Raw genomic sequence first — 24,641 nt, forward strand, 5'->3', positions numbered from 1 at the left:
AACTTTGCTCAGACCGTCGTCGCCAACAAATAAGTCTGGCGGAGGTCGTCGATCGGCTTGAGCCCCTTGTCGCTCTCGTAATGCCAGAAGCTCCAGCCGTTGCAGGCGGGCGCGTTCTGGAGCGTCGAGCCGAGCTTGTGGATCGAGCCGATCGTGCCGCAGTCGCTGAGCAGCGAGCCGTCCGCGCGGATCGTTGCGCGCCACCGCCGCTTCGAATCGGTCAGCACCGTGCCGGGCGTCAGATACGCATTCTCGACCAGCACGCCGAACGCGACCTTGGGCTGCGTGCGCGGGCTCATCATCGTGCGGATCGCGGATTCGTCGAGCGGTAGCGCGGCCTCGATCCGCTCGTGCGCGGCCTCGATATAGTCGCCCTCGCGGTCGATCCCGATCCAGCTGCGCCCCAACCGCTTGGCGACCGCGCCGGTCGTGCCGGTGCCGAAGAACGGATCGAGCACCACGTCGCCGGGCTCGGTGCAGGCGAGCAGGATGCGGTACAGCAGCGCCTCGGGCTTCTGCGTCGGATGGACCTTGGTGCCGTTCTTCTTCAGCCGCTCGGCGCCGCCGCAGGTCGGGAATTCCCAGTCGCTACGCATCTGGAGCTCGTCGTTGAGCGTCTTCATCGCGCGGTAGTTGAAGTGGTACTTCGCCTTCTCGCCCTTCGATGCCCAGATCAAAGTCTCGTGCGCGTTGGTGAAGCGCGTGCCGCGGAAATTGGGCATCGGGTTGGTCTTGCGCCAGACGATGTCGTTGAGGATCCAGTAGCCGAGATCCTGCACCGCCGCGCCGACGCGGAAGATGTTGTGATAGCTGCCGATCACCCAGAGCGAGCCGTCGTCCTTGAGGATCCGACGTGCCTCCTTGAGCCAGGCGCGGGTGAAGCGGTCATAGGCGGCGAAGGTGTCGAACTTGTCCCAGTCGTCGGTGACCGCGTCGACATGGCTGCCGTCGGGGCGATAGAGTTCGCCGCCGAGCTGGAGATTATAGGGGGGATCCGCAAAGATCATGTCGATCGAGTTCGACGGCAACGCCTTCATCCGCTCGATACAGTCGCCGCGCAGGATCTGGTCGAGCGGAAGAACCGGCTGAACCGCCGGTTCCGCTACCTTCTTTGCCGCGCGCGGCCGCGCGATCGTGTCGATCAAACCCATGTTTTCCGCCCCTTGTCGGCCTGCATAGCGGCGGAATTGTCCGACTCCGTCAAGCAAACAATCGTTAACGGCTTCCCCACGCGATTCGGCGGATGCGACCAATCGAGTCGCCGTCCTCCAGATATTGAGTCGTGGAAGACGTGCGCCTCAAGCCCTTGGGGTGTGGCGCAAAAGACTCAGCTCGTCGTTTCCTTTACGAAGAGTCCCTCGCGCGCCAGGTAGGCCGCGGCGACGGGCGCGAAACTGCGGCGGTGAATCGGCGTGGGGCCGTGGTTGCGCAGCGCCTTCATGTGGTGCGCGCAGCCATAGCCCTTGTTCGAATGCCAGTTATATTCGGGGTGGAGGTCGGCGGCGGCGATCATGATTAGGTCGCGCGTGTGCTTGGCGACGATCGAGGCCGCGGCGATCGACAGCGATTTGACATCGCCGCCGACCAGCGGGGTGGCGGGGTAGGTCCAGCGCGGCAGGCGGTTGCCGTCGACAAGGACATGGCCCGGCGCGTGGCCGAGTTCTGTGGCGAGCGCATCGACCGCAAGCGTCATAGCCTTCATCGTCGCCCAGTAGATGTTGAGCGTGTCGATCTCGTCGGGCTCGACGATGCCGATACCGACGATCGCACAGCCCTTCAGCCGCGCGCAGAGCCGTTCGCGTTCGGAGGCGGAGAGCTTCTTCGAGATCGTCGATGCCGCGGGGGACGCCTTTGGCGGGCAGGATCACCGCGGCCGCGACCACCGGGCCGGCGAGCGGACCGCGGCCAGCTTCGTCGACGCCGGCGACGGGGCCAACGCACAGCTTTTCGTGTTTCATGCCGGGCATTTGCGGTCTTTCAACTGGTCGAACGGGCTGACGCCGAGCGCGTGCCCCATCGGCCCGTGCCCTGCACCCAGCCCCGGCGGCTGTGCAAGCGCGGCGCGGACGAACGCGATCGCGCGCTCAATCGCCGCGTCGAGCGGCATGCCCTGCGCCAACCCCGTGGCGATGCCGCTGGCGAGCGTGCAACCGGTGCCGTGCGCGTGGCGGGTTTCGATGCGGGGGTTGGTCCAGCGCGTGTCGCCGGCGTCGGTGACGAGGCGGTCGGTGATCTGCTCACCCTCGCCGTGCCCACCCTTGATCAGCACGGCCGGCCCGAGCGCGCGCACCGCCGCCTCGCCGCCAAGGGCGGCGAGCTCGGGGAGATTGGGGGTGACGAGCGTGGCGACCCGCATGAGGCGGGCGAACGCACCGATGGTGTCGGGGGCGGCGAGCACCGAGCCGCTGCTGGCGATCATGACCGGGTCGAAGATGATGGGGATGCTTTTGGCGAGGCGATGGTCCTCCCCGCCATGTTCTCCCGCGAAGACGGTCAGGCGGTCGGCGACGGCGTTGGCAGTTTCTGCCGAGCCGATCATGCCGATCTTTACCGCGTCGACGCCGATGTCGGACACGACCGAGTCGATCTGCGCGAGGACGATGCTGGTGGGCACCGGGTGGACCGCCTGAACGCCGAGCGTGTTCTGCGCGGTGATCGCGGTGATGGCGGTCATCGCATGGCCGCCGAGCATCGTCACGGTCTTGATGTCCGCCTGGATGCCGGCGCCGCCGCCTGAATCCGAGCCGGCGATGATGAGGATTCTGGCGGTCATTGGCGGTGCCGGGCGGGGTTGGAGGTCATGGGCTGGGCTATGGCATAGTCGGTGCGGTACGGGACAGGGGCCATGCCTTCACCACCGCCCCGGCGGAGGCCAGGGCCCAACCGGGGGCTGCTGCTGGCAGAGGGCAGATCCGTTACCGACGCCTTTCCAATTGGGCCCCGACCTTCGCCGGGGGTGGTAGAGGTTGGAAAGGTGTTTAGTGCCGCCTGCCCGACGCCGGCCTTTGCGGGGGCGCTTCGCCCAACCGCGTCGGGCGGTCGAGCAGTTCGCCGCCGCAATTGGGGCAACGTTCGTCGAGCGCGTCTGCACAGGTCGCGCAGAAGGTGCATTCGAACGAGCAGATGAACGCGCCGGGCGCATCGGCCGGAAGCTCGGCGGCGCAGCGTTCGCAGCTGGGGCGCATCTCGAGCATCAGGCGGCCACCTTGCGCACCGCGTCGCAGATCCGGTCGACGACGCGCTCGACCTGACCGGGATCGTCGCCCTCCGCCATGACGCGGATCACGGGTTCGGTGCCCGACGGGCGGATGACGAGCCGTCCCTTGCCGACAAGCTCGTCCTCCGCCTGCGCGATCACGGCTTTCACCGATTCGTCGTCGAGCGGCTTGCCGCCGCCGAACCGGACGTTCTTGAGCAACTGCGGCAGGGGCTCGAAGCGGTGCAGCACTTCGCCCGCGGGCGCGCCCGAGCGCTTGACCTCGGCGAGGATCTGGAGCGCCGCAACGAGCCCGTCGCCGGTCGTCGCATAATCCGACAGGATGATATGCCCCGACTGCTCGCCGCCGACATTATAGCCGCTCGACCGCATCTTCTCGAGCACATGGCGATCGCCCACCTTGGTGCGGATCAGGCCCAGTCCCTGCGCGGCGAGATGCCGTTCGAGGCCGAGGTTGGACATGACCGTGGCGACGAGGCCGCCGCCTGCGAGCCGCCCCTGTCGCGCCCAGCTCGCCGCGATCGTCGCCATCAGCTGGTCGCCGTCGACGATCGTGCCGGTCTCGTCGACCACGATCAGCCGGTCCGCGTCGCCGTCGAGCGCGATGCCGATGTCCGCGCCGCTCGCCACCACCGTCTCGGCGAGCGCCTGCGGTGCGGTCGAACCGACGCCGTCGTTGATGTTGATGCCGTTGGGGGTGACACCGATCGCGACGACGTCCGCGCCGAGCTCCCAGAGCGCCGACGGTGCGACCTTGTAGGCGGCGCCGTTCGCGCAATCGAGCACGATCCGCATCCCGTCGAGCCGGAGATTTTCGGGGAAGGTCGACTTGGCGAAATGGATATAGCGTCCCTGCGCGTCATCGATCCGGCGTGCGCGGCCGATGGCGCTCGACGCGACGAGCGGCACGTCGCCGTCGATCAGCGCCTCGATCGCGGCCTCCGCCTCATCGGATAGCTTGTAGCCATCGGGGCCGAACAGCTTGATCCCGTTATCGGCATAGGGATTGTGGCTGGCGGAGATCATCACGCCGATATCCGCGCGCATCGACTGCGTCAGCATCGCGACCGCGGGCGTCGGCATCGGCCCGACCATGACCACATCCATGCCGACGCTGGTAAAGCCCGCGACCAGCGCGGATTCGAGCATATAACCCGACAGCCGCGTATCCTTGCCGATCACCACCCGGTGGCGGTGATCGCCGCGCAGAAAATAGGCGCCTGCCGCCATGCCGACCTTCATCGCCATCTCCGCGGTCATCGGCGACAGGTTGGTGGCGCCACGAATGCCATCGGTGCCGAAATATTTCCTTGCCATTCGTTATGCTTTCCGTCCGGTATCGGGGTCTGGCGGCGTTGATAGCGCGGTGTCACACGAAGGGCGAGCATGTCGCAGGCTACACGGATTCTTCTCTCCCTGATCATCGGGCTGGCCGCGGGCATCGCGCTCGCCGCGTTCGCCCCCGGCAGCGTCGGTCCGGTGATCACCGTCGCACAGCCGATCGGCAGCGCCTGGCTGAACGCGTTGCAGATGACGATCGTCCCGCTGGTGGTCTCGCTGCTGATCACCGGCGTCGCAGCGACCGCGGAGGCGGCGCAGGCCGGGCGGCTCGCGGGGCGGGCGATCGCGCTGTATGTCGCGCTGCTCGCGCTGTCGGCAACCGCGGCTGCGCTGGTGACGCCGCTGCTGCTCGCGCTGTTCCCGATTCCCGCCGACTCCGCCGCCAGCCTGCGCGCGGCGATCCCCGGGCTGCATGCGATGAGCGCGGCGCCGCCGCTGGGCGAGTTCCTGGCCGCGATCATCCCGACAAACATCGTCAAGGCGGCGGCCGAGAACGCGTTCATCTCGCTCATCATCTTCGCGCTGATCTTCGCGTTCGCGATGACGCGGATCGATGCGAAGGGCCGCGCGCTGCTGACCGCGTTCTTCACCGCGGTGCGCGACGCGATGCTGGTGGTGATCGAATGGATCCTGTGGATCGCACCCGTCGGCGTCTCTGCGCTCGCGCTCGTCGTCGGCGCACGCGCGGGCACCGGCGCGTTCGGCGCGCTGGTCCATTATATCCTGATCGTCGCCGGCGTGGGCGTCATCGTGTCGCTTGCCGCCTATCCGATCGCGGTGTTCGGCGGGCGCGTGCGGATCGGCGACTATGCGCGCGCCGCGCTGCCGAGCCAGGCGGTCGCGATCAGCACGCAGTCGTCGATCGCCTCGCTCCCGTCGATGGTCGAGGGGGCGAGCGCACTTGGCGTCCCGGTCGCCACGTCGGGGATCACGCTGCCGCTGGCAGTGGCGATCTTTCGCGCGACCGGGCCGGCGATGAACCTCGCGGTCGCGATCTATGTCGCCTTCTGGTTCGGCGTGCCGCTGTCGCCCGCGGTGCTCGCGGTCGGCGTCGTCGTCGCGACGCTGACCTCGCTCGGGTCGGTCAGCCTGCCGGGCACGATCAGCTATGTCAGCGCGATCGCGCCGATCGCGGCGGCGATCGGGGCACCGGTCGCGCCGCTGGGGCTGCTCGTCGCGGTCGAGACGATCCCCGACATCATCCGGACGCTGGGGAACGTTATGATGGATCTCGCGACCACGGTGACGCTCTCGCGCCGCGGCGGAGCCCGTGACAGTGAAGGATGACACCGCCATGATATATCGTACGCTCGGACCCGATTTCGAAGTCTCTGCGCTCGGGCTCGGCTGCATGCCGATGGCCGGGATCGGCAAGGGCATGTACGGCGAGGCGAACGCGGACGAGAGCATCGCGACGATCCACCGCGCGATCGAGCTTGGCGTGACGCTGTTCGACACCGCCGAAATCTATGGCCCGCTGATCAACGAGGAACTGCTCGGCAAGGCGATCCGCGGCAAGCGCGACGGCGTCGTGATCGCGACCAAGTTCGGCTTCCGCTATGACGAGAACGGCATGACCGGGGTCGACAGCACGCCCGCCAATGTCCGGCGCGCATGCGAGGGATCGCTGAAGCGGCTCGGCGTCGAGACGATCGACCTGCTCTACCAGCACCGCGTCGATCCGGGCGTGCCGATCGAGGATACGGTGGGCGCGATGGCCGAGCTCGTGCGCGAGGGCAAGGTGCGGCATCTGGGGCTGTCGGAGGCCGGGCTCGACACGATCCGGCGCGCCGCGGCGACGCATCCGATCGCGGCGCTGCAGAGCGAATATTCGCTGTGGGAGCGTGGGGTCGAGGACGAGATCCTGCCGTTGTGCCGCGAGCTGGGGATCGGGTTCGTGCCCTATTCGCCGCTCGGCCGCGGGTTCCTGACCGGGCAGATCACCGCGCGATCTGAACTGCCCGAGGGCGATTACCGCCGCAACGACCCGCGCTATTCGGAGGAGAACTTCGCCACGAACATGGAAATGGTCGCGGTGGTGAAGGGGATCGCGGACACGCATGGTGCGAGCCCGGCGCAGGTCGCGCTGGCGTGGCTGCTCGCGCAGGGTGGCGACATCGTGCCGATCCCGGGGTCGAAGCGCCGTGTCACGCTGGAGGACAGCATGAAGGCGGCGGAGATCACGCTGTCGGCGGACGATCTGGCCAAGCTCGATGCGGCAGCTCCGAAGGGTGGCACGGCCGGGCCGCGCTACGGCGAGAAGGCATTGTCGATGACGCGGATCTGACCGGGTCCTACCCTCTCATAATCGTCATCCCCGCGGAGGCTGGGATCCAGACTGGCCAGCCGTGGTCTATCACGAACCACAGAGTGTCTGGATCCCCGCCTTCGCGGGGATGACGGATCATTTAGGCGATGACGGATCATGGGGAATGATCCGTCGGTAGGTCCAGCAGCCTTACTGAACCCCGTGCATCCACTTCTTGATCAGCGGCGAGATCAGCAGCAGCAGCACGCCGATCCCCGCCGAGACCAGCCCGATCGTCCAGAACACGCCGGCATAGGTGTCGAGGCTGACCTTCAGATTGGTCACCTGCCCGCCGACCGTCTCGACGCTGGCAACCTGCGCGACGATGCCCGCGACATATTGCGCGACCGAGATCGACAGGAACCACACGCCCATCATCAGCCCGACGACGCGCGCGATCGACAGCTTGGTGATCATGCTGAGCCCGACCGGCGAGATGCAGAGCTCGGCGAACGAGTGGATGAAGTAGAGCCCGGCGAGCCACCAGATCGCGACCTTGAACGTCGGCCCGACCATGCTCGCGCCCCAGACGAGGAACAGGAAGCCGACGCCGACGCCGATCAGCGCGATGCCGAACTTGACCGGGATCGACGGCTCGATGCCCCGGGCGGCGAGCTTGGTCCACAGGATCGACATCACCGGCGCGAGCGCGACGATGAAGAACGCGTTGAAGAACTGGGTCTGCCCGGCCGAGATGCTGAACAGCCCGAACACGCTGAGATCGGTGTTGCGATCCGCAAACAAGGTCAGCGACGACCCGGCCTGCTCGAACAGCGTCCAGAACACGACGTTGAACACGATCAGCACCATCGCCGCGAGCATCATCTGGAACTCGCGCCGATCGCCATTGACGAACGACCAGATCAGGATGCCAGGCACCGCCACCAGGAACGTGCCGAACAGCAATTTGCCCATCAGCGACAGCGAGACGATGTAGCCGATGATCCCCGATCCGGGGACCGGCGGCTCGGCGTTCATCAGGTTGACGAACAGCAGATAGAAGATCGGGATGCCGAGCAGCGCGAGCGCATAGATGCCGAGCGCGCGATCGGGACCGCTGCGCACCGGCGGCTCGCCGTATCCGTTCAGCTTGCCGCCATCGAACTGGATCAGCGTCCACGAGAACAGCATGCCGATCGCCGCCAGCCCGAAGCCGGCCCACCAGCCGAACGCGACCGCGAGGAACGGGCAGAGCAGCTGCGAGAACAGCGAGCCGAGGTTGATCCCCATGTAGAAGATCGTGAACCCGGCATCGCGCCGCTTGTCGCCCTGTGCGTAGAGCTCGCCGACCATCGTCGAGATGTTGGGTTTGAAGAAGCCGTTACCGACCGAGATCATGCACAGTGCGAGCAGCATGATCGTGACGTAGAACTCGCTGCGTTCGGCACCCGACGCAAAGCCACCCTTCTCGACGGTGCGCGCGACCGAGCCGTCGGCGGCGAGCAGCGAGACGGTGCCGTCGTCGTTACCCTTGATCTGAAGGCGCCCGGCGGGATCGGCGAGATAGCGGACCTCGCTGCCGTTGCGCTCCTCGACCTGGATCTCGTAGCGCTGGCTGGCGATCGTCGCATAGGGCTTGGCGGTCTCGCCGCCGAAGCAGAGCAGCAGATACCCCATCGCCATGATGATCGCGCCGAACTTCACCGCGCGCTTCGAACCCAGATACTGGTCGGCGAGATAGCCGCCGACGAGCGGCGTCAGATACACCAGCGCGGTGTAGCCGCCGTACAGCCCGGTCGCCTCACGGTCGCCGAACACGAAATGCTTGGTGAGGTACAGCGTGAGCAGCGCGCGCATGCCGTAATAGCCGAAACGCTCCCACATCTCGGTGGTGAACAGTCGCGCGAGCTGGCGGGGATGGCCGAACCACGTCTCCCCGCTGGCGGGGTTCACGTGGGTGATATCCGGCTCTCGCGGTGTATCCGCGGTCGGGGTGTCCACCATCTCTTACGCTCCCTGCTACGCTGGGCCGCCGTCGAACGCGGCGGCTTCATTGCCGCCTTACCTAGCGGCAAAGCCGGGACTGTAAATATCGGTGGCCGCGGGACCGCCTGCTAAATCGCGGATGCGGCTGTAAATCGCCGCGCTACGTGCCTATCTGCGGGGCGATGTTCAACGACACTTCCAGTCCGCTCGCACTGCTCGCGACCCGCCGCTCGGGCAAGCCGCGCGACCTTGCCGCCCCCGGTCCCGACGCCGACCAGTTCGCGCAAATTCTCGCGATCGCCGCGCGGACCCCCGATCACGGCAAGCTGGCGCCATGGCGCTTCGTCGTGGTCGGGCAGGACCAGCGGACCGCGCTGGCTGCGCTGATCATCGATGCGTACCGCGTCGAGCGCCCCACCGCGTCGCGCACCGAGATCGAGGCGCTCGACCAGTTCGCGCATCAGGCCCCCGCGCTCGTCGTCGTGCTGTCGTCACCCAAGCCGAGCCACATCCCGGTATGGGAGCAGGAATTGTCAGCGGGGGCCGCGTGCATGAACCTGCTCCACGCAGTGCATGCGCTCGGCTTTGCCGGCGGCTGGCTGACCGGGTGGCCGAGCTTTTCGGATGCGGTTCGCGATGCGTTCGGCGAGCCGCACGAGCGCATCGCCGGATTCATGTTCATCGGCACGCCATCGCGCGCGCTCGACGAACGGCCCCGCCCCGATATGGAACGCGTCGTCTCGCGCTGGCGGCCGTAGGACTCGACGTATCGCCGAATTGCTGTATTAGGGGAGCATGACAGCGCTCAGCAGCGACGACAGCCCGGTATATCTCCGCCTCCGCAGCACGATCGCGGCCGGGATCCTGCGTGGCGACTATCGTACGGGCGACCAGCTGCCATCGGTGCGCGCCTTTGCCGCGGAACATGGCGCCAATCCGCTGACGGTGGCCAAGGCCTATCAGAGCTTTCAGGACGACGGCTATGTCGAGGTGCGCCGCGGCGTCGGCATGTTCGTGATGCCGGGCGCCGCCGAAGCGCTGCGCGTCGCCGAGCGCGAGAACTTCGTGACGACGCAGTGGCCGCGGATCCTCGGACATATCGAACTGCTTGGGCTTGACGCGCACGACCTGCTGGAGCGCGAGCGGATCTGACCTGCCGCGCCGGTCGCCCGGGTGGCCGGCCTAGAAGATTCCGAGTGCGGCGACATCCTCGACGCTGAGATCGATCCCGAACAACAGGCTCATCCGGATCCGGTACACGCGCGGATCGGTGATCTCGCCAGCGGTGGTGTCGGTGCCCGACCGGCGGCGATAATTGCGGCCGATCAGCGAGGCAAAGCCGTTCGGAAGGACGATGCTCGCGATCGGCGTATGCGTGAAGCGGCTGGCCGGCGCGGTCGAGGTCCAGTGGTTCCCCATCGCCAGATCCGCGTCGAACACCTCGGCCAGCGTGAAACTGTATTGCGGCTGGAACCCGCCCGTCTCGCCGCGGCCATCGGTGGACATCGGATCGCCGTCACGCAGCAACAGCCAGCCCTGCTCGGTCGCGTCGAGCCGGAACCGCGCGCCGTCCGGCGCGGTCGCCTCGGCCCCGTCCGCCAGCGGGAGAACGGGCGTGTAGCTGCCGCCGAAACCGGTGTCCGCGATCCAGTCCTGCCCGTCGATCGTCACCAGCGCGAACGTATGCGTCAGCGGCGGAACGTCGGTCGCGGCAATCCAGACGCGCGCGAGGAGCGGCCGCGCAGTAAAACCGAGTTCGGCGAGCGCATCGAGGAACAGCCCGTTATGCTCGAAACAATAGCCGCCGCGGCGCGCAGTGACGAGCTTGGCGAAGACCGGGGCGCTGTCGATCGCGACACCGCGCCCGAGCACGACGTCGAGATCCTCGAACGGGATCGCCAGCCGGTGCGCCTGTTGCAGGCGACCGAGCCCGATCGAATCGAGCGTCGGCCGCGCGGGCATGGCGACACGGGTGAGATAGGCGTCGAGGTCGAACATCTGGTTTTCTGTATCCCTTTTCCGACCCCTATACCGTTCGTGCTGCGCGAAGTCGAAGCACCTGCGTGCAGGACCTGCCCTGCGGCTTCGCTCAGGGCGAACGGCCGGTGGAGGATCGAACGGGGGGTAGAGGAGAATATGCAAGGGCGGGCCCCTACCCCTCCGTCATCCTGGGCTCGACCCAGGATCCAGAGCCACGGACGCCGGCGCGCGTCACTCTGGATCCTGACTTTCGTCAGGACGACGGGGCTTGATCGCGCGGCTTAGGCGGCGAACAGGTCCGCCTCGATCGAGTAGAGCACCGCCGCGCTGGCATTGGCGGCCGCGTTCAGCCCCATCGCCTCGGGGACGATCTGGTCGAGGTAGAACCGCACCGCCGCCGTCTTCATCCGGCCGAAATCGTCGATGCCGGCAACGCCGCCCTGCCGCTCCATCAGCCAGCCGCAGGTCGCGACCGACAGCATCGTAAGGAACGGATAGCTCGCCGCGAGCTTGTCGTCGGCATCCGCGGTCGCCAGGCGACGTCCGATCGCCTCGCACGCGTCGACCAGCGCCAACAGCCGCTCGTCCTTCGCCTCCGCGCGGATATCGGCGATCAGCGCGGCGAACGCGCCGCCATTGTCGAGGCCGAGCTTGCGGCCGACCAGATCGGCGGCCTGGATGCCGTTGGTGCCTTCGTAGATCGGCGTGATGCGCGCATCGCGGAAATACTGCGCGGCGCCGGTTTCCTCGACATAGCCCATGCCGCCATGCACCTGGATGCCAAGCGAGGCGACCTCGTTGCCGAGATCGGTGCCGTGCGCCTTGGCGAGCGGGGTCACGAGTTCGAGCCGGTTGCGCGCGGCGTGATCGCCCAGATTGGCGCGATCGACCTGCCCCGCGGCGTAATAGACGAGCGCGCGCGCCGCCTGCGTCTGCGCCTTCATCCGCATCAGCATGCGGCGGACGTCGGGATGCTCGACGATCTTGACCGACTCCTTGTTCGGCGAGCCCGCGCGTGCCGACTGGACGCGGTCGAGCGCATAGGCGACCGCGCCCTGAGTCGCACCCTCGGCGATCTGGACGCCCTGAAGCCCGACGTTGAGGCGCGCATTGTTCATCATCGTGAACATCGCGCGGATACCGCCCAGCTCCGCGCCGATCAGCTCGCCGATGCAGTCGTCATGGTCGCCGAAGCTCAGCACGCAGGTCGGCGAGGCGTGGAGCCCCATCTTGTGCTCGATCGACACGACGCGGACGTCGTTGAAGTCGCCCGGGGTGCCGTCGTCCTTGAGGCGGTATTTCGGCACCAGGAACAGCGAGATGCCCTTGGTGCCCGCAGGCGCGCCCGGTGTCCGCGCGAGGACGAGGTGGACGATGTTCGGCGCCATGTCGTGATCACCGAACGAGATGTAGATCTTGGTGCCCTTGATCGACCATTTGCCGTCACCCAGCGGCGTCGCGGTCGCGCGGAGGGCGCCGACGTCGGAGCCTGCCTGCGGTTCGGTCAGGTTCATCGTGCCGGTCCATTCGCCGGTCGCGAGATGCGGGAGGTAGAGCGCCTGCTGTTCGGGACTGCCGTGATGCTGGAGCGCCTCGATCGCGCCGACGGTCAGCGTCGGGCAGAGCGCGAAGCCCATGTTCGCCGAACCCAATGTGTCGAGCACCGCGGTCTGGATCGCAAACGGGAGCCCCTGCCCGCCCCATTCCTCCTCGACGCCGATCGTTCCCCAGCCGCCCTCGACATAATCCGTGTACGCCTGTGCGAAGCCGTCGGGCATGACGACGCCACGGTCAGTCCATTTCGCGCCGACGGTATCGCCGGTGCGGTTGAGCGGCGCCCATTCGCCGGCGGCGAGCTGCCCGACGCCTTCGAGCACCGCGTCGACGACGTCGTCGCTCGCGGCGGCATAGCGTTCGGTGTCCGCAAGTTCGCCGATCCGGACGACGTGATCGAGCACGAAACGCTGTTCGGTGGTTGCCGGTGTGAAGGCCATCGCATCCTCTTATCGCTACGGTTTGGACCCGCTATACGCCTGTGAAATGACCCGTCCACACCCTCGGATTTTACCCTACGGCATGGCCACGATCGCCGAGGCCGCAACGCTGATTCGCGCAGGCGGTATCGTCGCGGTGCCGACCGAGACGGTCTATGGCCTCGCCGCGGACGCGACCAATGCCGAGGCGGTGGCGCGCATTTATGCCGCCAAGGGCCGTCCGAGTTTCAACCCGCTGATCGTGCATGTCGCCGATCTGGCGGCGGCGAAGCGGATCGCGGTGTTCGACGCAGACGCGCGCGCGCTGGCCGCGGCGTTCTGGCCGGGGCCGCTCACTTTGGTGCTGCCGGTGCGGGCGAAGTCGGGGATCGCCGCGCTGGTGACCGCTGGGCTCGACACGATCGCGATCCGGGTGCCGCGGCATCGGGCTATGCAGGGCCTGATCGCAGCGTCGGGCCGGCCGCTCGCGGCGCCGTCGGCCAATGCGAGCGGGGGGATCAGCCCGACCACGGCCGCACATGTCGCGGCCAGTCTGGGGGGAACGTGCCGCTAATCCTCGACGACGGCGCGACCGAGGCGGGGCTGGAATCGACGATCGTGGCGGGGCGGTCGGTGTTGCGGCCGGGGCCGGTGACTGCGGACGCGCTCTTGAACCACCTCCCCGGCGAAGGCCGGGGCCCAATTGGCACGTCGGCTGTAACGGGGTGCAACGCGGATCATCACCGTCCCCCAATTGGGCCCCGGCCTTCGCCGGGGGGCGTGCGGTTACTGCGCCGGGGCAGCTTGATAGCCACTACGCGCCGAGCAAGGTGCTCCGGTTGAACGCGATCAATGCGGACCGCGATGAGTGGCTGATCGGGTTTGGCGATGTGGCGGGGGACGTATCGCTCTCCGCATCGGGAAACCTCGTCAAAGCCGCCGCGAGGTTATTCGACCTGCTCCACGCCGCCGACGCGAATGCGAGCGCGCGGATTGCTATCGCGCCGATCCCGTTCGACGGCATCGGCGAAGCAATCAACGACCGCCTGCGCCGCGCTGCGCATCACTGACCCCTCGTCATCCTGACGAACGTCAGGACCCAGAGCCACGAGCGACACCCCCGTCATCCTGACTTTCGTCAGGATGACGGGGGTGTGGCTCGTCCGACCGGTTCAAGGCTTACGCGCTCACCGCCGCCTTCGACCGTGCGGCGAAGCTCTTGCGCAGTTTCTGCAGCTTGGGCGGGATCACCGCCATGCAATAGGGGTTCGAGCGGCCCGACGTTTCCCAATAATCCTGGTGATAGCCTTCGGCCTCGTACCAGGTGGTCATCGGCTCGATCGTCGTGACGATCGGCTTGGCGCTGTCCGCCTGTGCACGCTCGAGCGCGGCCTGCATCTCGGCCTTCTGCGCGTCGTCGGCGGGGAACATTGCCGAACGATATTGCGTGCCGACGTCGTTGCCCTGCCGGTTGAGCGTCGTTGCATCGTGCGTCGCGAAGAAGATGTCGAGCAGGTCGCCAAGCTTCAGCTGTTCGGGATCGAAGCCGATCCGGATCGCCTCGGCATGGCCGGTATCGCCGCCGCACACCTGTTTGTAGGTCGGATCAGGCACATGCCCGCCGATATAGCCGCTCTCGGCGCTTTCGACGCCGATCACGTCCTTGAACACGGCCTCGGTGCACCAGAAGCACCCGCCCGCCAGCGTTACATAATCCGTCATCACGATCTCCTTTCCGCCAAGATAGGAAGCCGCTACCCCGCAACAAAGAGGAGACGCATGTGATCGACGGTCCAAGGCTTGATGGCAGGGTGATGGTAACGGGCGGCGCCGGCTATATCGGCAGCCATGCGGTCCTGGCGCTGCTCGACGCAGGCCATGAGGTGGTCGTGGTCGACAATCTTGTCACCGGGTTCGACTGGGCGGTCGATCCGCGTGCGACGCTGGTCGAGGCGAACGTCGCCGACGATGCGAAGGTCCGCGCGGCGATCCGCGATCACAAGGTCCGCGCGATCATGCATTTCGCAGGCTCGGTCGTGGTGCCCGAATCGGTCAGCGACCCGCTCAAATATTACCGCAACAACACCGCCGCCAGCCGGTCGCTGATCGAGAGCGCGGTGGCGGAAGGGGTGCCGCACTTCATCTTCTCGTCGACCGCGGCGACCTATGGCACGCCCGAAAAGGTGCCGGTCGCCGAGGGCGATCCGACGGTGCCGATCAATCCCTACGGCATGTCGAAGCTGATGACCGAGGCGATGCTGCGCGACGTCGCGGCGGCGCACCCGATCAACTATGCGGCTTTGCGCTATTTCAACGTCGCGGGCGCGGATCCGCAGGGGCGCAGCGGCCAGTCGACGGTCGGCGCGACGCACCTGATCAAGATCGCGGTCGAGGCGGCGACGGGCAAGCGCAGCCATGTCGGCGTCTATGGCACCGATTTCGACACGCCCGACGGTACGGGCGTGCGCGACTATATCCATGTCAGCGACCTTGCCGCCGCGCATGTCGCGGCACTCGACCTGCTGGTCGCCGAGCCGGGCAAGAGCCACACGCTCAACGCGGGCTATGGGACGGGCTTCTCGGTGCTCGAGGTGCTCGATGCGGTCGACAAGGTCACCAACATGACGATCGACCGCCGCCTCGAGGGGCGTCGCGCAGGCGATCCGGCGATGCTGATCTCGGACAACAGCGCGATCCTCGCGACGCTCGACTGGCAGCCGCGCCATGCCGATCTCGACGGGATCGTCCGCGATGCGCTGGCCTGGGAACGCACGCTCGCCGAACGCCAGCGCTAGGGTCTCCATCCTCAGTTCTCCCCGCCAGGGGGAGGGCTGAAGAAGGAGATCAGGCGTCGGCCGGCGGCGTACCAAAGGCGTGACGTTCGCCGCCGATCGCCTCGCGTGCGCGCGCGGTCGCGAGCCACCAGCCAAGCGCCCATAACGTCCCGAAGCTCCAGCCGGCGAGCACGTCGCTTGGCCAGTGTACGCCGAGATAGACGCGGCTGCAGCCGATCGCTCCGACCATGATGATCGCCATCACGAGGATATAGCGGCGCGCGGCGGCGGATACGGTGACCTGCGAGGCCAGCCCGGCGAGCGTCAGATAGACGATCGCGCTGTTTGCCGAATGGCCGCTGGGGAAGCTCATGTTCGACACCTGAACGAGGTGATCGACAAGATCCGGGCGCGGACGTGCGACCTCGGTCTTGACCAGGCTGACGACGAGGCCGCCGCTGATGCTCGCCGCAAGCGTCGCCGCCGCACTGAGCCAGAGCCGCTGGACGGCGAGCAGACCCGTGGCAAGCAGGACGACGATCGTCAGGATGACGCCGCCGCCAAGCGCGGTAACGTCCGCGGCGACCTTGGGCAGCCACGACGGGCCACCCCAATCGCGCAGACCGACGATGATCGCGCGGTCGAACGCAAACGGCCAGTGACCGATGGCCAGACCGATGAGAAGGACGACCGCGATCCCCGCCGCGCCGACCGACGCGCCCGCCAGCACGACGGGCAGGCGACGCCGATGCGGACCGTCGTCCACGCCGCTATGCTGGCTAACGACGGAGCTTACTCCAGATCGCCCTCGTCGATCACGACGAGCGATGCCGATGGCTTTTTCATCGCCGCCTCGGCGCAGACATCGATGATCTCGTCGCTGAAGCGTTCGAACAGTTCGAGCGCATCATCCTCGGGCTCATCGCCGCTCAGTTCCTTCAGCACGGCATATTTCACCGCGAAGTCGCGGTCGTCGCCATCGATCTCGGCGGTGAATTCGACCTGCCGCTCGCGGTCGTTGTCGGTAAGGCTGTTCTGGTCGATTACGAGGCTGCTGGCCATGTCTGTGGACTCCCGGGGGTTGCGCGAATGTCCCTGCCCGCGCCCCTCGCATGGGGCAACCCCGGAAAACGCCTTCGCGCGTCGCCGGTGCGGGGTAGGTCTGGCAGCGATAACCCGTGAGTGCCGGCTTTGATCCGGATGACCCGGACGGTACGCGCGGATAGCGCCGTACGCCTGGATTACGCACGCTGGTGCGACTGGCTCTAATTCCTGACGTTCGTCAGCATGACGGAAAGGGGCTCGGGCGGGAGGCCGGCAGCGCTCAGGCGCCCCATTCGGGCCCGTCCTCATCGGGATAGAAACCGTCGCTCCGGTCCGGCGCGGGTGGAGCCGCCCGGCGACCCGCATCCGCGACCGGCGACGGCAGCGTCGGGTCGCCGCCACCGAAACGGATGCGGATATACGCGCCGCCGCCATGCATCGCCTGGAACACCGCGACCGTTTCGTCAGCCTGCATGCGCTGGCCGATCAGCGGCGCGCGCTCGGCGCTGATATAGCCCATCTGGATGCCGCGCTCGCTCCACACGCCGACCGCATTCGGATCATGCGGGTTCTTGGGCTCGCGGCGCAACGTCACGCGGTCGCCGGGCGCGCAGAGCAGGATTTCCATCCGCCGGTTGCTCCGGCTCTTGTCGGTATTGGGAAAGTCGATCCCGACGATCGACGTGGTGAGTTCGTCCATCGCGCGACGATGCGCGCACCGCCGCCGCGGTGCAACCGGTGCGAATCGGGGGTCTGCGAGAGGATAAGGTGCCGATGGTGGGTCCGCCGGGGCTCGAACCCGGGACCTCTCGATTAAAAGTCGCTTGCTCTACCAACTGAGCTACGGACCCGTGCATCGGCTGCGAGCCACTAGGGGCGCAGCCGCGGTCGGTCAACCTTGTGCGCGAGATGACGGACGCTTTGCCCGGTCAGCGGGTCGCGCCAGCGCGGCGCGATCCGCGCGAGCGGCGCCAGCACGAAGTCGCGGTCCCGGTAGGCGGCGTGCGGCACGCTCAGCCCCGGCCCCCGCCATGCGCCGCCGGACCACAGGATGATGTCGAGATCGATCACCCGCGATCCCCAGCGACGCCCGCGCCGCCGACCGAACGCAGCCTCGATCGCCTTCAGCCGCACGAGCAGCACGGGCGGCGACTCGCGCGTCTCGATCAGCGCGACCGCGTTGGCATAGCGACGGATCGACGGCCCGAGCGGCGCGCTCGCGATGATCGGCGACACGGCGACGACACCGCCGACGGCCGCCAGCGCGGCATGGATCGTCGCCGCCGGCGCACCGTGGATTCCGCGCCGATCTCGATCCGAGCGCGATCGCATAGGTTGTCCGCTCCATCCGACCCGCCTAACGCACCGCGATGAACTTCGCACCCTCCCCGCTGCCCGAAACCGAGCCGCCGCACGACTGTCCCAATTGCCCGCGTCTCGTCGCCTTCCGCAACGAGCTGCGCGCCGAATTTCCGACCTGGTGGAATGCCCCCGTCCCCGCGTTCGGCGATCCCGATGCGTGGCTCGGCATCATCGGCCTCGCGCCCGGCAAGCACGGCGCCAACCGCACCGGGCGTCCGTTCACCGGCGATTTCGCGGGGCAATTGCTTTACGACACGCTCGGCAAGTTCGGGCTGGCAGACGGCGTGTTCGCAGCGAAACCCGATGACGGGCTGAAGCTGAACGGCGCGATCATCATCAACGCAGTCAAATGCCTGCCGCCGCAGAACAAGCCGACGCCGGAGGAAATCCGCACCTGCCGCCCGTTCGTCGAGAACCAGCTCGCGGAGTTGCCGAAGGCGCGAGTCTTCATCGCACTCGGCCAGATCGCGCACCAGACCAGCGTGAAACTGCTCGGCGGGCGGCTGCCCAAGGCGAAGTTCGGGCATCTCGCCGAGCATGTCATGCCCGACGGTCGTATCCTGATCGATAGCTATCACTGCTCGCGCTACAATCAGAACACGCGCGTCCTGACCCCCGACATGTTCGAGGCCGTATTCGCGCGGGCGCTGGAACTGAAGGATGCTGTTACGACCTGATATCAAGCGTCCGGTATCAGCGTCTCGACGCCCTGCGCGGCGACCGCCCAGCGATAAACAGCGTCGGCAATGTAGAGACGGAACTGGGTCGGATCGAACGACACGGTCTTCGCGTCGCCAACGCAGATCTGCGCGCCATTAACGATCGCATCCTCGAATCGCCCAATCTGCGTAGGCGTCAGATCCGTCGTTGCGAGCCGCGACGACAGCACCGGCTGAAGCCGGACCATGCAGACGGCGACCTCAAAATACCGGTAGTCAGCAGGCAACCGGTAGCGGTTACGTGGCGTTTCTCGGACATTGAAGCGCGCCTGAACGACCGGATTGTCAGTGTCCGCGCGGGTCAATCTAAGGTTCGGGGTAAAGGCCTTCATCGCCTCGATCATCAGCGCGCCGCGATCGTAGATCGACCGGCCGAGTAGCTCGTCGGAGAAAGAAAGCAGCGCTGAACTTTCGCTGCATGTAACATTGATTTGCTTGATTCTCTGCTGCGCGAAGACTTGGGTCGAGCCATTGGGAGGGCCATCGACGGCTGCCCGCAATTGCGAAATCTTGGACAGGCGTGCGCGCACCGCACATTTAGCGATCCGTTCGGAAAATTCGTACTTTCGACGGTTGGCGATAACCGTCTCCTGGGGATTTGACCCACTCAAATCTCGCCCCCGCGACGCCGTCGTATTGGGGTTCGCGCCTGGCACTTCTAGAAGCCCCTCCACGACGATCTCGTCGGAAGCATCGACATCGGGAGCGCGAGAGGCTTGCGGCTCGACCATGCGATCCTGCGCGACACTTGGCACGGCTGCCATGACCGTCATGAAGCAGGCCAGCATGATTGTACCAAGTCGCTCACCTCTAAACGTCGTCGCCATGCCAGCATCCAAGCAAAGAGGAGCTCCTTACTTATCAGACATCCTGTACAAGTCTTCCGTAAAGATCGGGGCGCCGGTCACGGAAGAATCCAAAAGCGGCGCGGTGGCGCTTGACGATGTCGAGATCGATCGTCGCGGTGATCACGCCCTCGTCGTCGCGACCGAGTTCGGCGAGAATGTCGCCGCGCTCGTCGGCGATGAAGCTGGTGCCGTAGAAGGTCTGGCCATGCTCGACGCCGACGCGGTTGGCGGCGACGATCGGGACAACGTTGCTGACCGCATGCCCGACCATCGCACGCCGCCACAGCCGCGCGGTGTCGAGGCTGGTATCATGCGGCTCGCTGCCGATCGCGGTCGGATAGAACAGGACCTCGGCGCCCATCAGCATCATCGCGCGCGCGGTCTCGGGATACCATTGGTCCCAGCAGACGCCGACGCCGAGCGTCGAGCGCCCCTGCGCCGCGGCATGCGGCCAGACCTTGAAGCCGGTATTGCCGGGGCGGAAATAGAATTTTTCCTCATAGCCCGGGCCGTCGGGGATGTGGCTCTTGCGATAGACGCCCTGCACCTCGCCGTCGGGGCCGATCATCGCGAGGCTATTATAGTGATGCGGGCCATCGGCTTCGAAGAAACTGGTCGGGATCGTGACCTTGAGCGCCTCGGCAAGCGCCTGCATCGCGAGCACCGCCTTGTGCTCGCCGACGGGGGCGGCATTGGCGAACAGGCCCTCGTCCTCGACACGGCAGAAATATTCGCCCTCGAACAATTCGGGCGGCAGGATCACCTGCGCGCCACGCGCCGCGGCTTCGCGGACCAGCCGCGAGACATTGGCGATGTTCTTGTCGATATCGGCAGTGAAACCGAGCTGGAGCGCGGCGACGGTGATCTCGGTCATGCGAATTCCTAGAGCGTCACGCCGAAGCGCGCCGCGATTGCAACGACCGCGAGATAGAGAAGGATCGTCAGGACGCAACCGGCAGCAAGCGAAACCCAGAAGCCGACGCCGTGCCGCAACAGCGCCGGGATCAGCAGGAACATCGGCAGCGACGGCAGCACGTACCAGAAGGTCGCCTCGGCATGCGCGGCCAGCCGGACGCGGTCGCCGGTGTCGTGCCACAGCCAGATCATGCCGAGCACCGACAGCAGCGGCAGCGACGCGACCAGCGCCCCTGCCGCCGGATTCCGCCGGGCAACCGCCGCGATCAGCGCGACGATGATCCCGGACAGGACCGCGCGGACCGCGAAGGCGAGCATCAGCCGGGGATTTGCTGGCTGATGCAGTGGAAGCTGCCGCCGCCGGTCAGGATGTGGTCCGCACGCTGCCCGACGACCTGACGATCGGGGAAGATCGCCTGGATCGCCGCGACCGCGGCGTCGTCATTCTCCGCACCGTAGAGCGGCACGACGACGGCGGCATTGCCGATGTAGAAATTCATGTAGCTGGCGGGCACGATCTCCTCGTCGCGCAGCACGCGGCCGGGCGACGGGATGCCGACCACCGTCAGGCCGGCGCGTTCCGCAGCGCGCTTCGCCAGCTGATAGACCTGCCAGTTGGGGTCGTTCTCGGCTGCCTCGGGGATCGCGACGCGACCCTCGCCGACGAAACGCGCGAGATTGTCGACATGGCCGTCGGTATGATCGTTGACGAGCCCGTCGCCGAGCCACACGACCTGGCTGAAGCCGAGATCGGACTTCAGCCGCGCCTCGATCCCCGCCTTGTCGAGGTCGGGGTTGCGGTTGCGGTTGAGCAGGCACTGCTCGGTCGTGACGACCACGCCGGTGCCGTCGCCATCGACCGCGCCGCCTTCGAGCACCCAGTCGAACGCCGCGAGCGTCTTGCCGCGACTCTCGGCCAGACGGCGGCCGATCGTGTCGTCACCGGGCAGGTCGTATTTGCCGCCCCAGCCGTTGAACACGAACTGGTGCGCGGTGCCGTCGCCGACGATGATCGGCGCGGTGTCGCGCAGCCAAATGTCGCCGAACGGCTCGACCACGACTTCGGCAAACGGCGCGAGCCGGCGCGCGGTCCGCGCCGAGCCCTCGTCCGCGGCAACCAGGATCACCGTCTCGCCCTTGCCGTCGGCATGGACTGCGGAGGCAAAGGCGACGACCTCGTCACGCGCGGGTTCGAGATCGTCGAGCCACAGATCGGCATGGCTCGGAAAGCCGATCCACACGGCCTTGTGATGCGCCCATTCGGCGGGCGGGGGAGTGTCGTCACTTACTTGGCTCCTGCGCGATCTTTGTCGCGGATGTTGCGGAATTCGGCGGTCTTGTACCAGTTGGGCCACAGCCCGGTGTCGTCGGCGAGCTTGCGGCCGAGCCCGTAATAGATCGTCAGATCCTCGACCGCACCCGACCAGTCCCATGTGGCGTCATATTCGTCCGCGGGCTTGTGATAGCGGTTGGCGACATAGTCTTCGCGCGCGGCATGACCCGCCGCGGTGCCGCCGACGACGAGGTCCTCGCCGCTGCCGCCGTCGAGCATCGGCACGCCGAGCTTGGCGAAGCTGAAATGGTCCGAGCGGTAATAGCCGCCGCGTTCGGGGTTGGCCTCGACGCCGATCACGCGGCCCTGCGCGGCAACGAACGGCTTGACCAGATCCTCGATCTCCGACTTGCCCGCCCCCGTCAGCACGAAGTCCTTCACGCGGCCGTCGACGTTCAGCACGTCCATGTTCACGCCGCCGACCGTCCGCGCGAGCGGATAGATGGGATGCTCGGCATAATAGCGCGAGCCGAGCAGCCCCGATTCCTCCGCGGTCACCGCGAGGAACGCGAGCGAGCGCTTCGCCGGGCCGGCCTTCACATGCGCCTGTGCGAGCGCGATCAGCCCCGCGGTGCCCGTCGCATTGTCCGCCGCGCCGTTGCAGATGTCGTCGCCGCCCACCGCATCGCAGCGGCCGAGATGATCCCAGTGGGCCGAATACAGCACATAGTCGTTCGGTGCGGTCGTCCCCGGCAGCACGCCGATGACGTTCTTCGACGCCTGGCGCCGGATCGTGTTGACAAAGCCGGTCGACAGCTTGAGGCCGAGCGGTACCGCCTTGAAGCCCTTCACCTTGGCCGCCTCGGCGAGCGCCGCATAATCCTTGCCCGCACTCGCGAAAACGCGCTCGGCGGCAGGCTTCTGCATCCAGCCGACGACCTGCGACTGGTCGAGATGATCGCCCTTCTCGTCGAGCTCGAGCTGCGGCCCGGTCCAGGACGACTGCACCACCGCCCATGGATAGGCCGCGGGCTCGGTATCATGGACAATGATCGCCGCCGCCGCGCCGTGCTTCGCCGCATTCTCGAACTTGTACGGCCAGCGGCCATACCAGGTCATCGCGCGGCCCTCGAACGGCCCCTCGCGACCCATCGTCTGCCAGTCGGCGTCGTTGATGAGGATGACGACGGTCTTCCCCTTCACGTCGACACCCGCATAATCGTCCCAGCCCTTTTCGGGCGCGGTGATCCCGTAGCCGACGAACACGACGTCGCTGTTCGTCACGGTCGCGGTCGGCGCGACGCGGTAGGTGCCGGCGACCATGTCGGTGCGATAGGCGAGGCTGACGGGGGTCTTGCCGCCGGTAAAGACGAAGGGCTTCACGTCCTTTGCGGTGATCTCGACCATCGGCACGTCCTGGGTCCAGCTGCCCCTGTTGCCGGGTTTCAGCCCCGCGGCCTTCATCTGCGCGACGAGATAGGCGACGGTCTTCGCCTCGCCGGGCGTGGTTGGCGCGCGGCCTTCATACGCGTCGGACGACAGCGTCTGCGTGACGGTCTTGAGCGTCTCGACCGAGATCGCGGGCGCGGTCTGCGCCGATGCGGCGGTCCCGAGAAGGAGCAGGGACAGAAGGGCAGCGCGCATAGGGATCTCCCGAGTGAATGCCGCGCGTCTCTGGCAAAGCGCGATCGCTATGTCCACGCAACGAAAAAGGGCGGCCCCGAAGGACCGCCCTTTTCTGTTTCGGACCGCGCCGTGGCAAAGCCACGTCGTCGGACGTCGCTTGAGCGACGCCGGCCGGTCTCGCGTCGCTCGACTTAGCGCGAGTAGAATTCGACGACGAGGTTCGGTTCCATCTTCACCGGATAGGGCACTTCGTCGAGCGTGGGCACGCGCGTGAAGGTGACCTTGGCCGCACCATCGGGAGCGACATAGTCAGGGATTTCGCGCTCGGCGAGGCTCTGCGCTTCCATCACCAGCGCCATTTCCTGCGCCTTCGAACCCAGCGTGATCTCATCGCCGACGAAGCAGCGACGCGAGGCGATGTTGCACTTCACGCCGTTGACGCGGATGTGGCCGTGCGAAACGATCTGGCGTGCCGCGAAGATCGTCGGCGCGAACTTGGCGCGGTAGACGATCATGTCGAGACGCTGCTCGAGCAGGCCGATCAGGTTCTGCGAGGTATCACCCTTCAGACGAGCCGCCTCATGGTAGCACGCGCGGAACTGCTTCTCGGTCACGTCGCCGTAATAGCCCTTGAGCTTCTGCTTGGCGCGCAGCTGGATACCGAAATCGCTGACCTTGCCCTTGCGGCGCTGGCCGTGCTGGCCCGGGCCGTATTCGCGCTTGTTGACCGGCGACTTGGGACGGCCCCAGATGTTCTCGCCCATACGGCGATCGAGTTTGTACTTCGCGCTTTGACGCTTCGACATGATAAAACCTTTGCAAATGCAAACAACGTTGGTCCCGGTATCGCTCTGCTGGTCGTCGTTTAGGACAAGGCAGGGCCACCGCTTCACCGGGGTGCAGGGCCATTGCGAAGGCGGGCGCCTAGACGGAGGGCGCCCCAGAGTCAAGCTGGACAGGCTGCGGGTCGCTCGGCAAGAGGCGCGCATGACCATCCTATCCGGACCCGACTGCACCACCATGACCGAGGTCCGCGCGGGCGTCGACGCGCTCGATCGCGAACTCGTCGCGATGCTGGCCAGACGCTTCGCCTATATGGACGCCGCCGCGCGCATCAAACCCGAACGGGGGCATGTGCGCGACCAGGCGCGAAAAGCGCAGGTGATCGAGAATGCGCGCGCGGAAGCCGCACGGCTGGGGTTGCCGGATGCGGCGATCGCGGATCTGTGGGAGGGATTGGTCGAGGCGTCGATCGCGTATGAGCTGGCGGCGTTCGACCGGCGCTGAGACGGGCTGCGGAGGACGCCGCCGCCCCGCTCCCGTCATCCTGGACTT

Annotated in this window: 24 protein-coding genes, 1 tRNA gene and 3 pseudogenes; 8 read left to right on the forward strand and 20 right to left on the reverse strand. The window is 66.8% G+C overall.

Features of this window, described 5'->3' with window-relative positions; all coding sequences use genetic code 11:
• Positions 1 to 8 precede the first annotated feature (8 nt).
• The 5 genes and pseudogenes from QP165_RS09905 to glmM all read right to left on the reverse strand — a co-directional run bounded on the left by QP165_RS09905 (position 9) and on the right by glmM (position 4,534).
• Complete coding sequence (locus tag QP165_RS09905; RefSeq protein ID WP_333995464.1) at positions 9 to 1,151, reverse strand: site-specific DNA-methyltransferase; 1,143 nt, start codon at positions 1,149 to 1,151, stop codon at positions 9 to 11.
• A 176-nt stretch (positions 1,152 to 1,327) separates the two neighbouring features.
• A pseudogene (locus tag QP165_RS09910) lies at positions 1,328 to 1,967 on the reverse strand (ribonuclease HII).
• A complete protein-coding gene (thiD, locus tag QP165_RS09915) occupies positions 1,955 to 2,773 on the reverse strand; it encodes a bifunctional hydroxymethylpyrimidine kinase/phosphomethylpyrimidine kinase (protein WP_333995466.1) in 819 nt (272 codons plus the stop codon). The pseudogene QP165_RS09910 and the gene thiD overlap by 13 nt, the downstream one beginning before the upstream one ends.
• Before the next feature lie 205 nt (positions 2,774 to 2,978).
• A complete protein-coding gene (locus tag QP165_RS09920) occupies positions 2,979 to 3,194 on the reverse strand; it encodes a DUF1272 domain-containing protein (RefSeq protein WP_056017817.1) in 216 nt (71 codons plus the stop codon).
• Positions 3,194 to 4,534 carry a phosphoglucosamine mutase gene (gene glmM / locus QP165_RS09925; RefSeq protein ID WP_333995468.1) on the reverse strand — a complete coding sequence of 447 codons (1,341 nt, stop codon included), beginning with the start codon at positions 4,532 to 4,534 and terminating at the stop codon, positions 3,194 to 3,196. Before glmM ends, QP165_RS09920 begins: the two co-directional genes overlap by 1 nt.
• A gap of 69 nt (positions 4,535 to 4,603) precedes the next feature.
• Between glmM and QP165_RS09930 the strand changes: the two genes are divergently transcribed.
• Positions 4,604 to 5,845: a dicarboxylate/amino acid:cation symporter gene (locus tag QP165_RS09930; RefSeq protein ID WP_333995469.1), complete on the forward strand. Its 1,242-nt coding sequence runs from the start codon at positions 4,604 to 4,606 to the stop codon at positions 5,843 to 5,845.
• Between the two features lie 7 nt (positions 5,846 to 5,852).
• Positions 5,853 to 6,845, forward strand: coding sequence for an aldo/keto reductase (locus QP165_RS09935; RefSeq protein WP_333995471.1), 993 nt, complete (start codon positions 5,853 to 5,855; stop codon positions 6,843 to 6,845).
• 171 nt (positions 6,846 to 7,016) lie between these two features.
• Here the strand turns inward: QP165_RS09935 and QP165_RS09940 are convergent, their stop codons facing one another.
• Positions 7,017 to 8,810, reverse strand: coding sequence for a peptide MFS transporter (locus QP165_RS09940; RefSeq protein ID WP_333995473.1), 1,794 nt, complete (start codon positions 8,808 to 8,810; stop codon positions 7,017 to 7,019).
• 164 nt (positions 8,811 to 8,974) lie between these two features.
• Here QP165_RS09940 and QP165_RS09945 point away from each other — a divergent pair, with 164 nt between their 5' ends.
• Entirely contained in the window at positions 8,975 to 9,550 is a 576-nt protein-coding gene (locus QP165_RS09945; RefSeq protein ID WP_333995476.1) for a nitroreductase family protein, read from the forward strand.
• 37 nt (positions 9,551 to 9,587) lie between these two features.
• Entirely contained in the window at positions 9,588 to 9,944 is a 357-nt protein-coding gene (locus QP165_RS09950; RefSeq protein ID WP_056017830.1) for a GntR family transcriptional regulator, read from the forward strand.
• A 30-nt stretch (positions 9,945 to 9,974) separates the two neighbouring features.
• Here QP165_RS09950 and QP165_RS09955 read toward each other — a convergent pair whose 3' ends face one another.
• Together QP165_RS09955 and QP165_RS09960 are read right to left on the reverse strand one after the other, a co-directional pair.
• Entirely contained in the window at positions 9,975 to 10,790 is an 816-nt protein-coding gene (locus tag QP165_RS09955; RefSeq protein WP_333995479.1) for an arylamine N-acetyltransferase family protein, read from the reverse strand.
• A gap of 263 nt (positions 10,791 to 11,053) precedes the next feature.
• Positions 11,054 to 12,766, reverse strand: a complete 1,713-nt coding sequence (locus QP165_RS09960) for an acyl-CoA dehydrogenase (RefSeq protein ID WP_333995481.1) — start codon at positions 12,764 to 12,766, stop codon at positions 11,054 to 11,056.
• Positions 12,767 to 12,812: 46 nt separating this feature from the next.
• Here QP165_RS09960 and QP165_RS09965 point away from each other — a divergent pair.
• Positions 12,813 to 13,815 (forward strand): annotated as a pseudogene (locus QP165_RS09965) (L-threonylcarbamoyladenylate synthase).
• 109 nt (positions 13,816 to 13,924) lie between these two features.
• Here QP165_RS09965 and msrA read toward each other — a convergent pair.
• Positions 13,925 to 14,467: a peptide-methionine (S)-S-oxide reductase MsrA gene (msrA, locus tag QP165_RS09970; RefSeq protein ID WP_031395728.1), complete on the reverse strand. Its 543-nt coding sequence runs from the start codon at positions 14,465 to 14,467 to the stop codon at positions 13,925 to 13,927.
• Positions 14,468 to 14,559: 92 nt separating this feature from the next.
• On the opposite strand from msrA, the gene galE reads away from it, so the two are divergent.
• On the forward strand, positions 14,560 to 15,540 hold the full coding sequence (gene galE / locus QP165_RS09975; protein WP_333996997.1) for a UDP-glucose 4-epimerase GalE: 981 nt from the start codon (positions 14,560 to 14,562) through the stop codon (positions 15,538 to 15,540).
• A 49-nt stretch (positions 15,541 to 15,589) separates the two neighbouring features.
• Here galE and QP165_RS09980 read toward each other — a convergent pair whose 3' ends face one another.
• From QP165_RS09980 to folK, 5 genes and pseudogenes are all read right to left on the reverse strand, one after another.
• Positions 15,590 to 16,285 (reverse strand): phosphatase PAP2 family protein, encoded by a 696-nt coding sequence (locus QP165_RS09980; RefSeq protein WP_333995483.1) that lies wholly within the window; start codon positions 16,283 to 16,285, stop codon positions 15,590 to 15,592.
• 26 nt (positions 16,286 to 16,311) lie between these two features.
• Positions 16,312 to 16,581 (reverse strand): DUF1488 family protein, encoded by a 270-nt coding sequence (locus tag QP165_RS09985; RefSeq protein WP_056017843.1) that lies wholly within the window; start codon positions 16,579 to 16,581, stop codon positions 16,312 to 16,314.
• 262 nt (positions 16,582 to 16,843) lie between these two features.
• Positions 16,844 to 17,263, reverse strand: a complete 420-nt coding sequence (locus QP165_RS09990; RefSeq protein ID WP_333995486.1) for an HIRAN domain-containing protein — start codon at positions 17,261 to 17,263, stop codon at positions 16,844 to 16,846.
• A 75-nt stretch (positions 17,264 to 17,338) separates the two neighbouring features.
• Positions 17,339 to 17,414, reverse strand: a tRNA-Lys gene (locus tag QP165_RS09995).
• 19 nt (positions 17,415 to 17,433) lie between these two features.
• Positions 17,434 to 17,911: pseudogene (gene folK, locus QP165_RS10000) on the reverse strand (2-amino-4-hydroxy-6-hydroxymethyldihydropteridine diphosphokinase).
• A 22-nt stretch (positions 17,912 to 17,933) separates the two neighbouring features.
• On the opposite strand from folK, the gene QP165_RS10005 reads away from it, so the two are divergent.
• A complete protein-coding gene (locus tag QP165_RS10005) occupies positions 17,934 to 18,602 on the forward strand; it encodes a uracil-DNA glycosylase (RefSeq protein ID WP_333995488.1) in 669 nt (222 codons plus the stop codon).
• 2 nt (positions 18,603 to 18,604) lie between these two features.
• Here the strand turns inward: QP165_RS10005 and QP165_RS10010 are convergent, their stop codons facing one another.
• From QP165_RS10010 to rpsD, 6 genes are all read right to left on the reverse strand, one after another.
• Positions 18,605 to 19,471, reverse strand: coding sequence for a hypothetical protein (locus QP165_RS10010; RefSeq protein WP_333995490.1), 867 nt, complete (start codon positions 19,469 to 19,471; stop codon positions 18,605 to 18,607).
• A 34-nt stretch (positions 19,472 to 19,505) separates the two neighbouring features.
• Positions 19,506 to 20,366, reverse strand: a complete 861-nt coding sequence (gene aguB, locus QP165_RS10015) for an N-carbamoylputrescine amidase (protein WP_333995492.1) — start codon at positions 20,364 to 20,366, stop codon at positions 19,506 to 19,508.
• An 8-nt stretch (positions 20,367 to 20,374) separates the two neighbouring features.
• Positions 20,375 to 20,725, reverse strand: a complete 351-nt coding sequence (locus QP165_RS10020) for a DUF3147 family protein (RefSeq protein WP_333995494.1) — start codon at positions 20,723 to 20,725, stop codon at positions 20,375 to 20,377.
• Positions 20,725 to 21,648 (reverse strand): agmatine deiminase family protein, encoded by a 924-nt coding sequence (locus tag QP165_RS10025; protein WP_443019279.1) that lies wholly within the window; start codon positions 21,646 to 21,648, stop codon positions 20,725 to 20,727. The genes QP165_RS10020 and QP165_RS10025 overlap by 1 nt, the downstream gene beginning before the upstream one ends.
• A gap of 44 nt (positions 21,649 to 21,692) precedes the next feature.
• Positions 21,693 to 23,324, reverse strand: coding sequence for a M28 family peptidase (locus QP165_RS10030; RefSeq protein ID WP_333995496.1), 1,632 nt, complete (start codon positions 23,322 to 23,324; stop codon positions 21,693 to 21,695).
• Between the two features lie 173 nt (positions 23,325 to 23,497).
• Positions 23,498 to 24,112 carry a 30S ribosomal protein S4 gene (rpsD, locus tag QP165_RS10035; protein ID WP_056017869.1) on the reverse strand — a complete coding sequence of 205 codons (615 nt, stop codon included), beginning with the start codon at positions 24,110 to 24,112 and terminating at the stop codon, positions 23,498 to 23,500.
• A 181-nt stretch (positions 24,113 to 24,293) separates the two neighbouring features.
• On the opposite strand from rpsD, the gene QP165_RS10040 reads away from it, so the two are divergent.
• Complete coding sequence (locus tag QP165_RS10040) at positions 24,294 to 24,593, forward strand: chorismate mutase (protein WP_333995498.1); 300 nt, start codon at positions 24,294 to 24,296, stop codon at positions 24,591 to 24,593.
• The last annotated feature ends 48 nt before the right edge of the window (positions 24,594 to 24,641 follow it).

It is taken from the genome of Sphingomonas sp. 22R3R2A-7 (genome assembly GCF_036856055.1).
GTDB lineage: Bacteria > Pseudomonadota > Alphaproteobacteria > Sphingomonadales > Sphingomonadaceae > Sphingomonas.

Excerpts from the sequence above, each read along its gene's own strand:
- QP165_RS09905 (WP_333995464.1), bottom strand. The coding sequence starts at position 1,151 with ATGGGTTTGATCGACACGATCGCGCGGCCGCGCGCGGCAAAGAAGGTA.
- thiD (WP_333995466.1), bottom strand. The coding sequence starts at position 2,773 with ATGACCGCCAGAATCCTCATCATCGCCGGCTCGGATTCAGGCGGCGGC.
- QP165_RS09920 (WP_056017817.1), bottom strand. The coding sequence starts at position 3,194 with ATGCTCGAGATGCGCCCCAGCTGCGAACGCTGCGCCGCCGAGCTTCCG.
- glmM (WP_333995468.1), bottom strand. The coding sequence starts at position 4,534 with ATGGCAAGGAAATATTTCGGCACCGATGGCATTCGTGGCGCCACCAAC.
- QP165_RS09930 (WP_333995469.1), top strand. The coding sequence starts at position 4,604 with ATGTCGCAGGCTACACGGATTCTTCTCTCCCTGATCATCGGGCTGGCC.
- QP165_RS09935 (WP_333995471.1), top strand. The coding sequence starts at position 5,853 with ATGATATATCGTACGCTCGGACCCGATTTCGAAGTCTCTGCGCTCGGG.
- QP165_RS09940 (WP_333995473.1), bottom strand. The coding sequence starts at position 8,810 with ATGGTGGACACCCCGACCGCGGATACACCGCGAGAGCCGGATATCACC.
- QP165_RS09945 (WP_333995476.1), top strand. The coding sequence starts at position 8,975 with ATGTTCAACGACACTTCCAGTCCGCTCGCACTGCTCGCGACCCGCCGC.
- QP165_RS09950 (WP_056017830.1), top strand. The coding sequence starts at position 9,588 with ATGACAGCGCTCAGCAGCGACGACAGCCCGGTATATCTCCGCCTCCGC.
- QP165_RS09955 (WP_333995479.1), bottom strand. The coding sequence starts at position 10,790 with ATGTTCGACCTCGACGCCTATCTCACCCGTGTCGCCATGCCCGCGCGG.
- QP165_RS09960 (WP_333995481.1), bottom strand. The coding sequence starts at position 12,766 with ATGGCCTTCACACCGGCAACCACCGAACAGCGTTTCGTGCTCGATCAC.
- msrA (WP_031395728.1), bottom strand. The coding sequence starts at position 14,467 with ATGACGGATTATGTAACGCTGGCGGGCGGGTGCTTCTGGTGCACCGAG.
- galE (WP_333996997.1), top strand. The coding sequence starts at position 14,560 with ATGGTAACGGGCGGCGCCGGCTATATCGGCAGCCATGCGGTCCTGGCG.
- QP165_RS09985 (WP_056017843.1), bottom strand. The coding sequence starts at position 16,581 with ATGGCCAGCAGCCTCGTAATCGACCAGAACAGCCTTACCGACAACGAC.
- QP165_RS09990 (WP_333995486.1), bottom strand. The coding sequence starts at position 17,263 with ATGGACGAACTCACCACGTCGATCGTCGGGATCGACTTTCCCAATACC.
- QP165_RS10005 (WP_333995488.1), top strand. The coding sequence starts at position 17,934 with ATGAACTTCGCACCCTCCCCGCTGCCCGAAACCGAGCCGCCGCACGAC.
- QP165_RS10010 (WP_333995490.1), bottom strand. The coding sequence starts at position 19,471 with ATGGCGACGACGTTTAGAGGTGAGCGACTTGGTACAATCATGCTGGCC.
- aguB (WP_333995492.1), bottom strand. The coding sequence starts at position 20,366 with ATGACCGAGATCACCGTCGCCGCGCTCCAGCTCGGTTTCACTGCCGAT.
- QP165_RS10020 (WP_333995494.1), bottom strand. The coding sequence starts at position 20,725 with ATGCTCGCCTTCGCGGTCCGCGCGGTCCTGTCCGGGATCATCGTCGCG.
- QP165_RS10030 (WP_333995496.1), bottom strand. The coding sequence starts at position 23,324 with ATGCGCGCTGCCCTTCTGTCCCTGCTCCTTCTCGGGACCGCCGCATCG.
- rpsD (WP_056017869.1), bottom strand. The coding sequence starts at position 24,112 with ATGTCGAAGCGTCAAAGCGCGAAGTACAAACTCGATCGCCGTATGGGC.
- QP165_RS10040 (WP_333995498.1), top strand. The coding sequence starts at position 24,294 with ATGACCATCCTATCCGGACCCGACTGCACCACCATGACCGAGGTCCGC.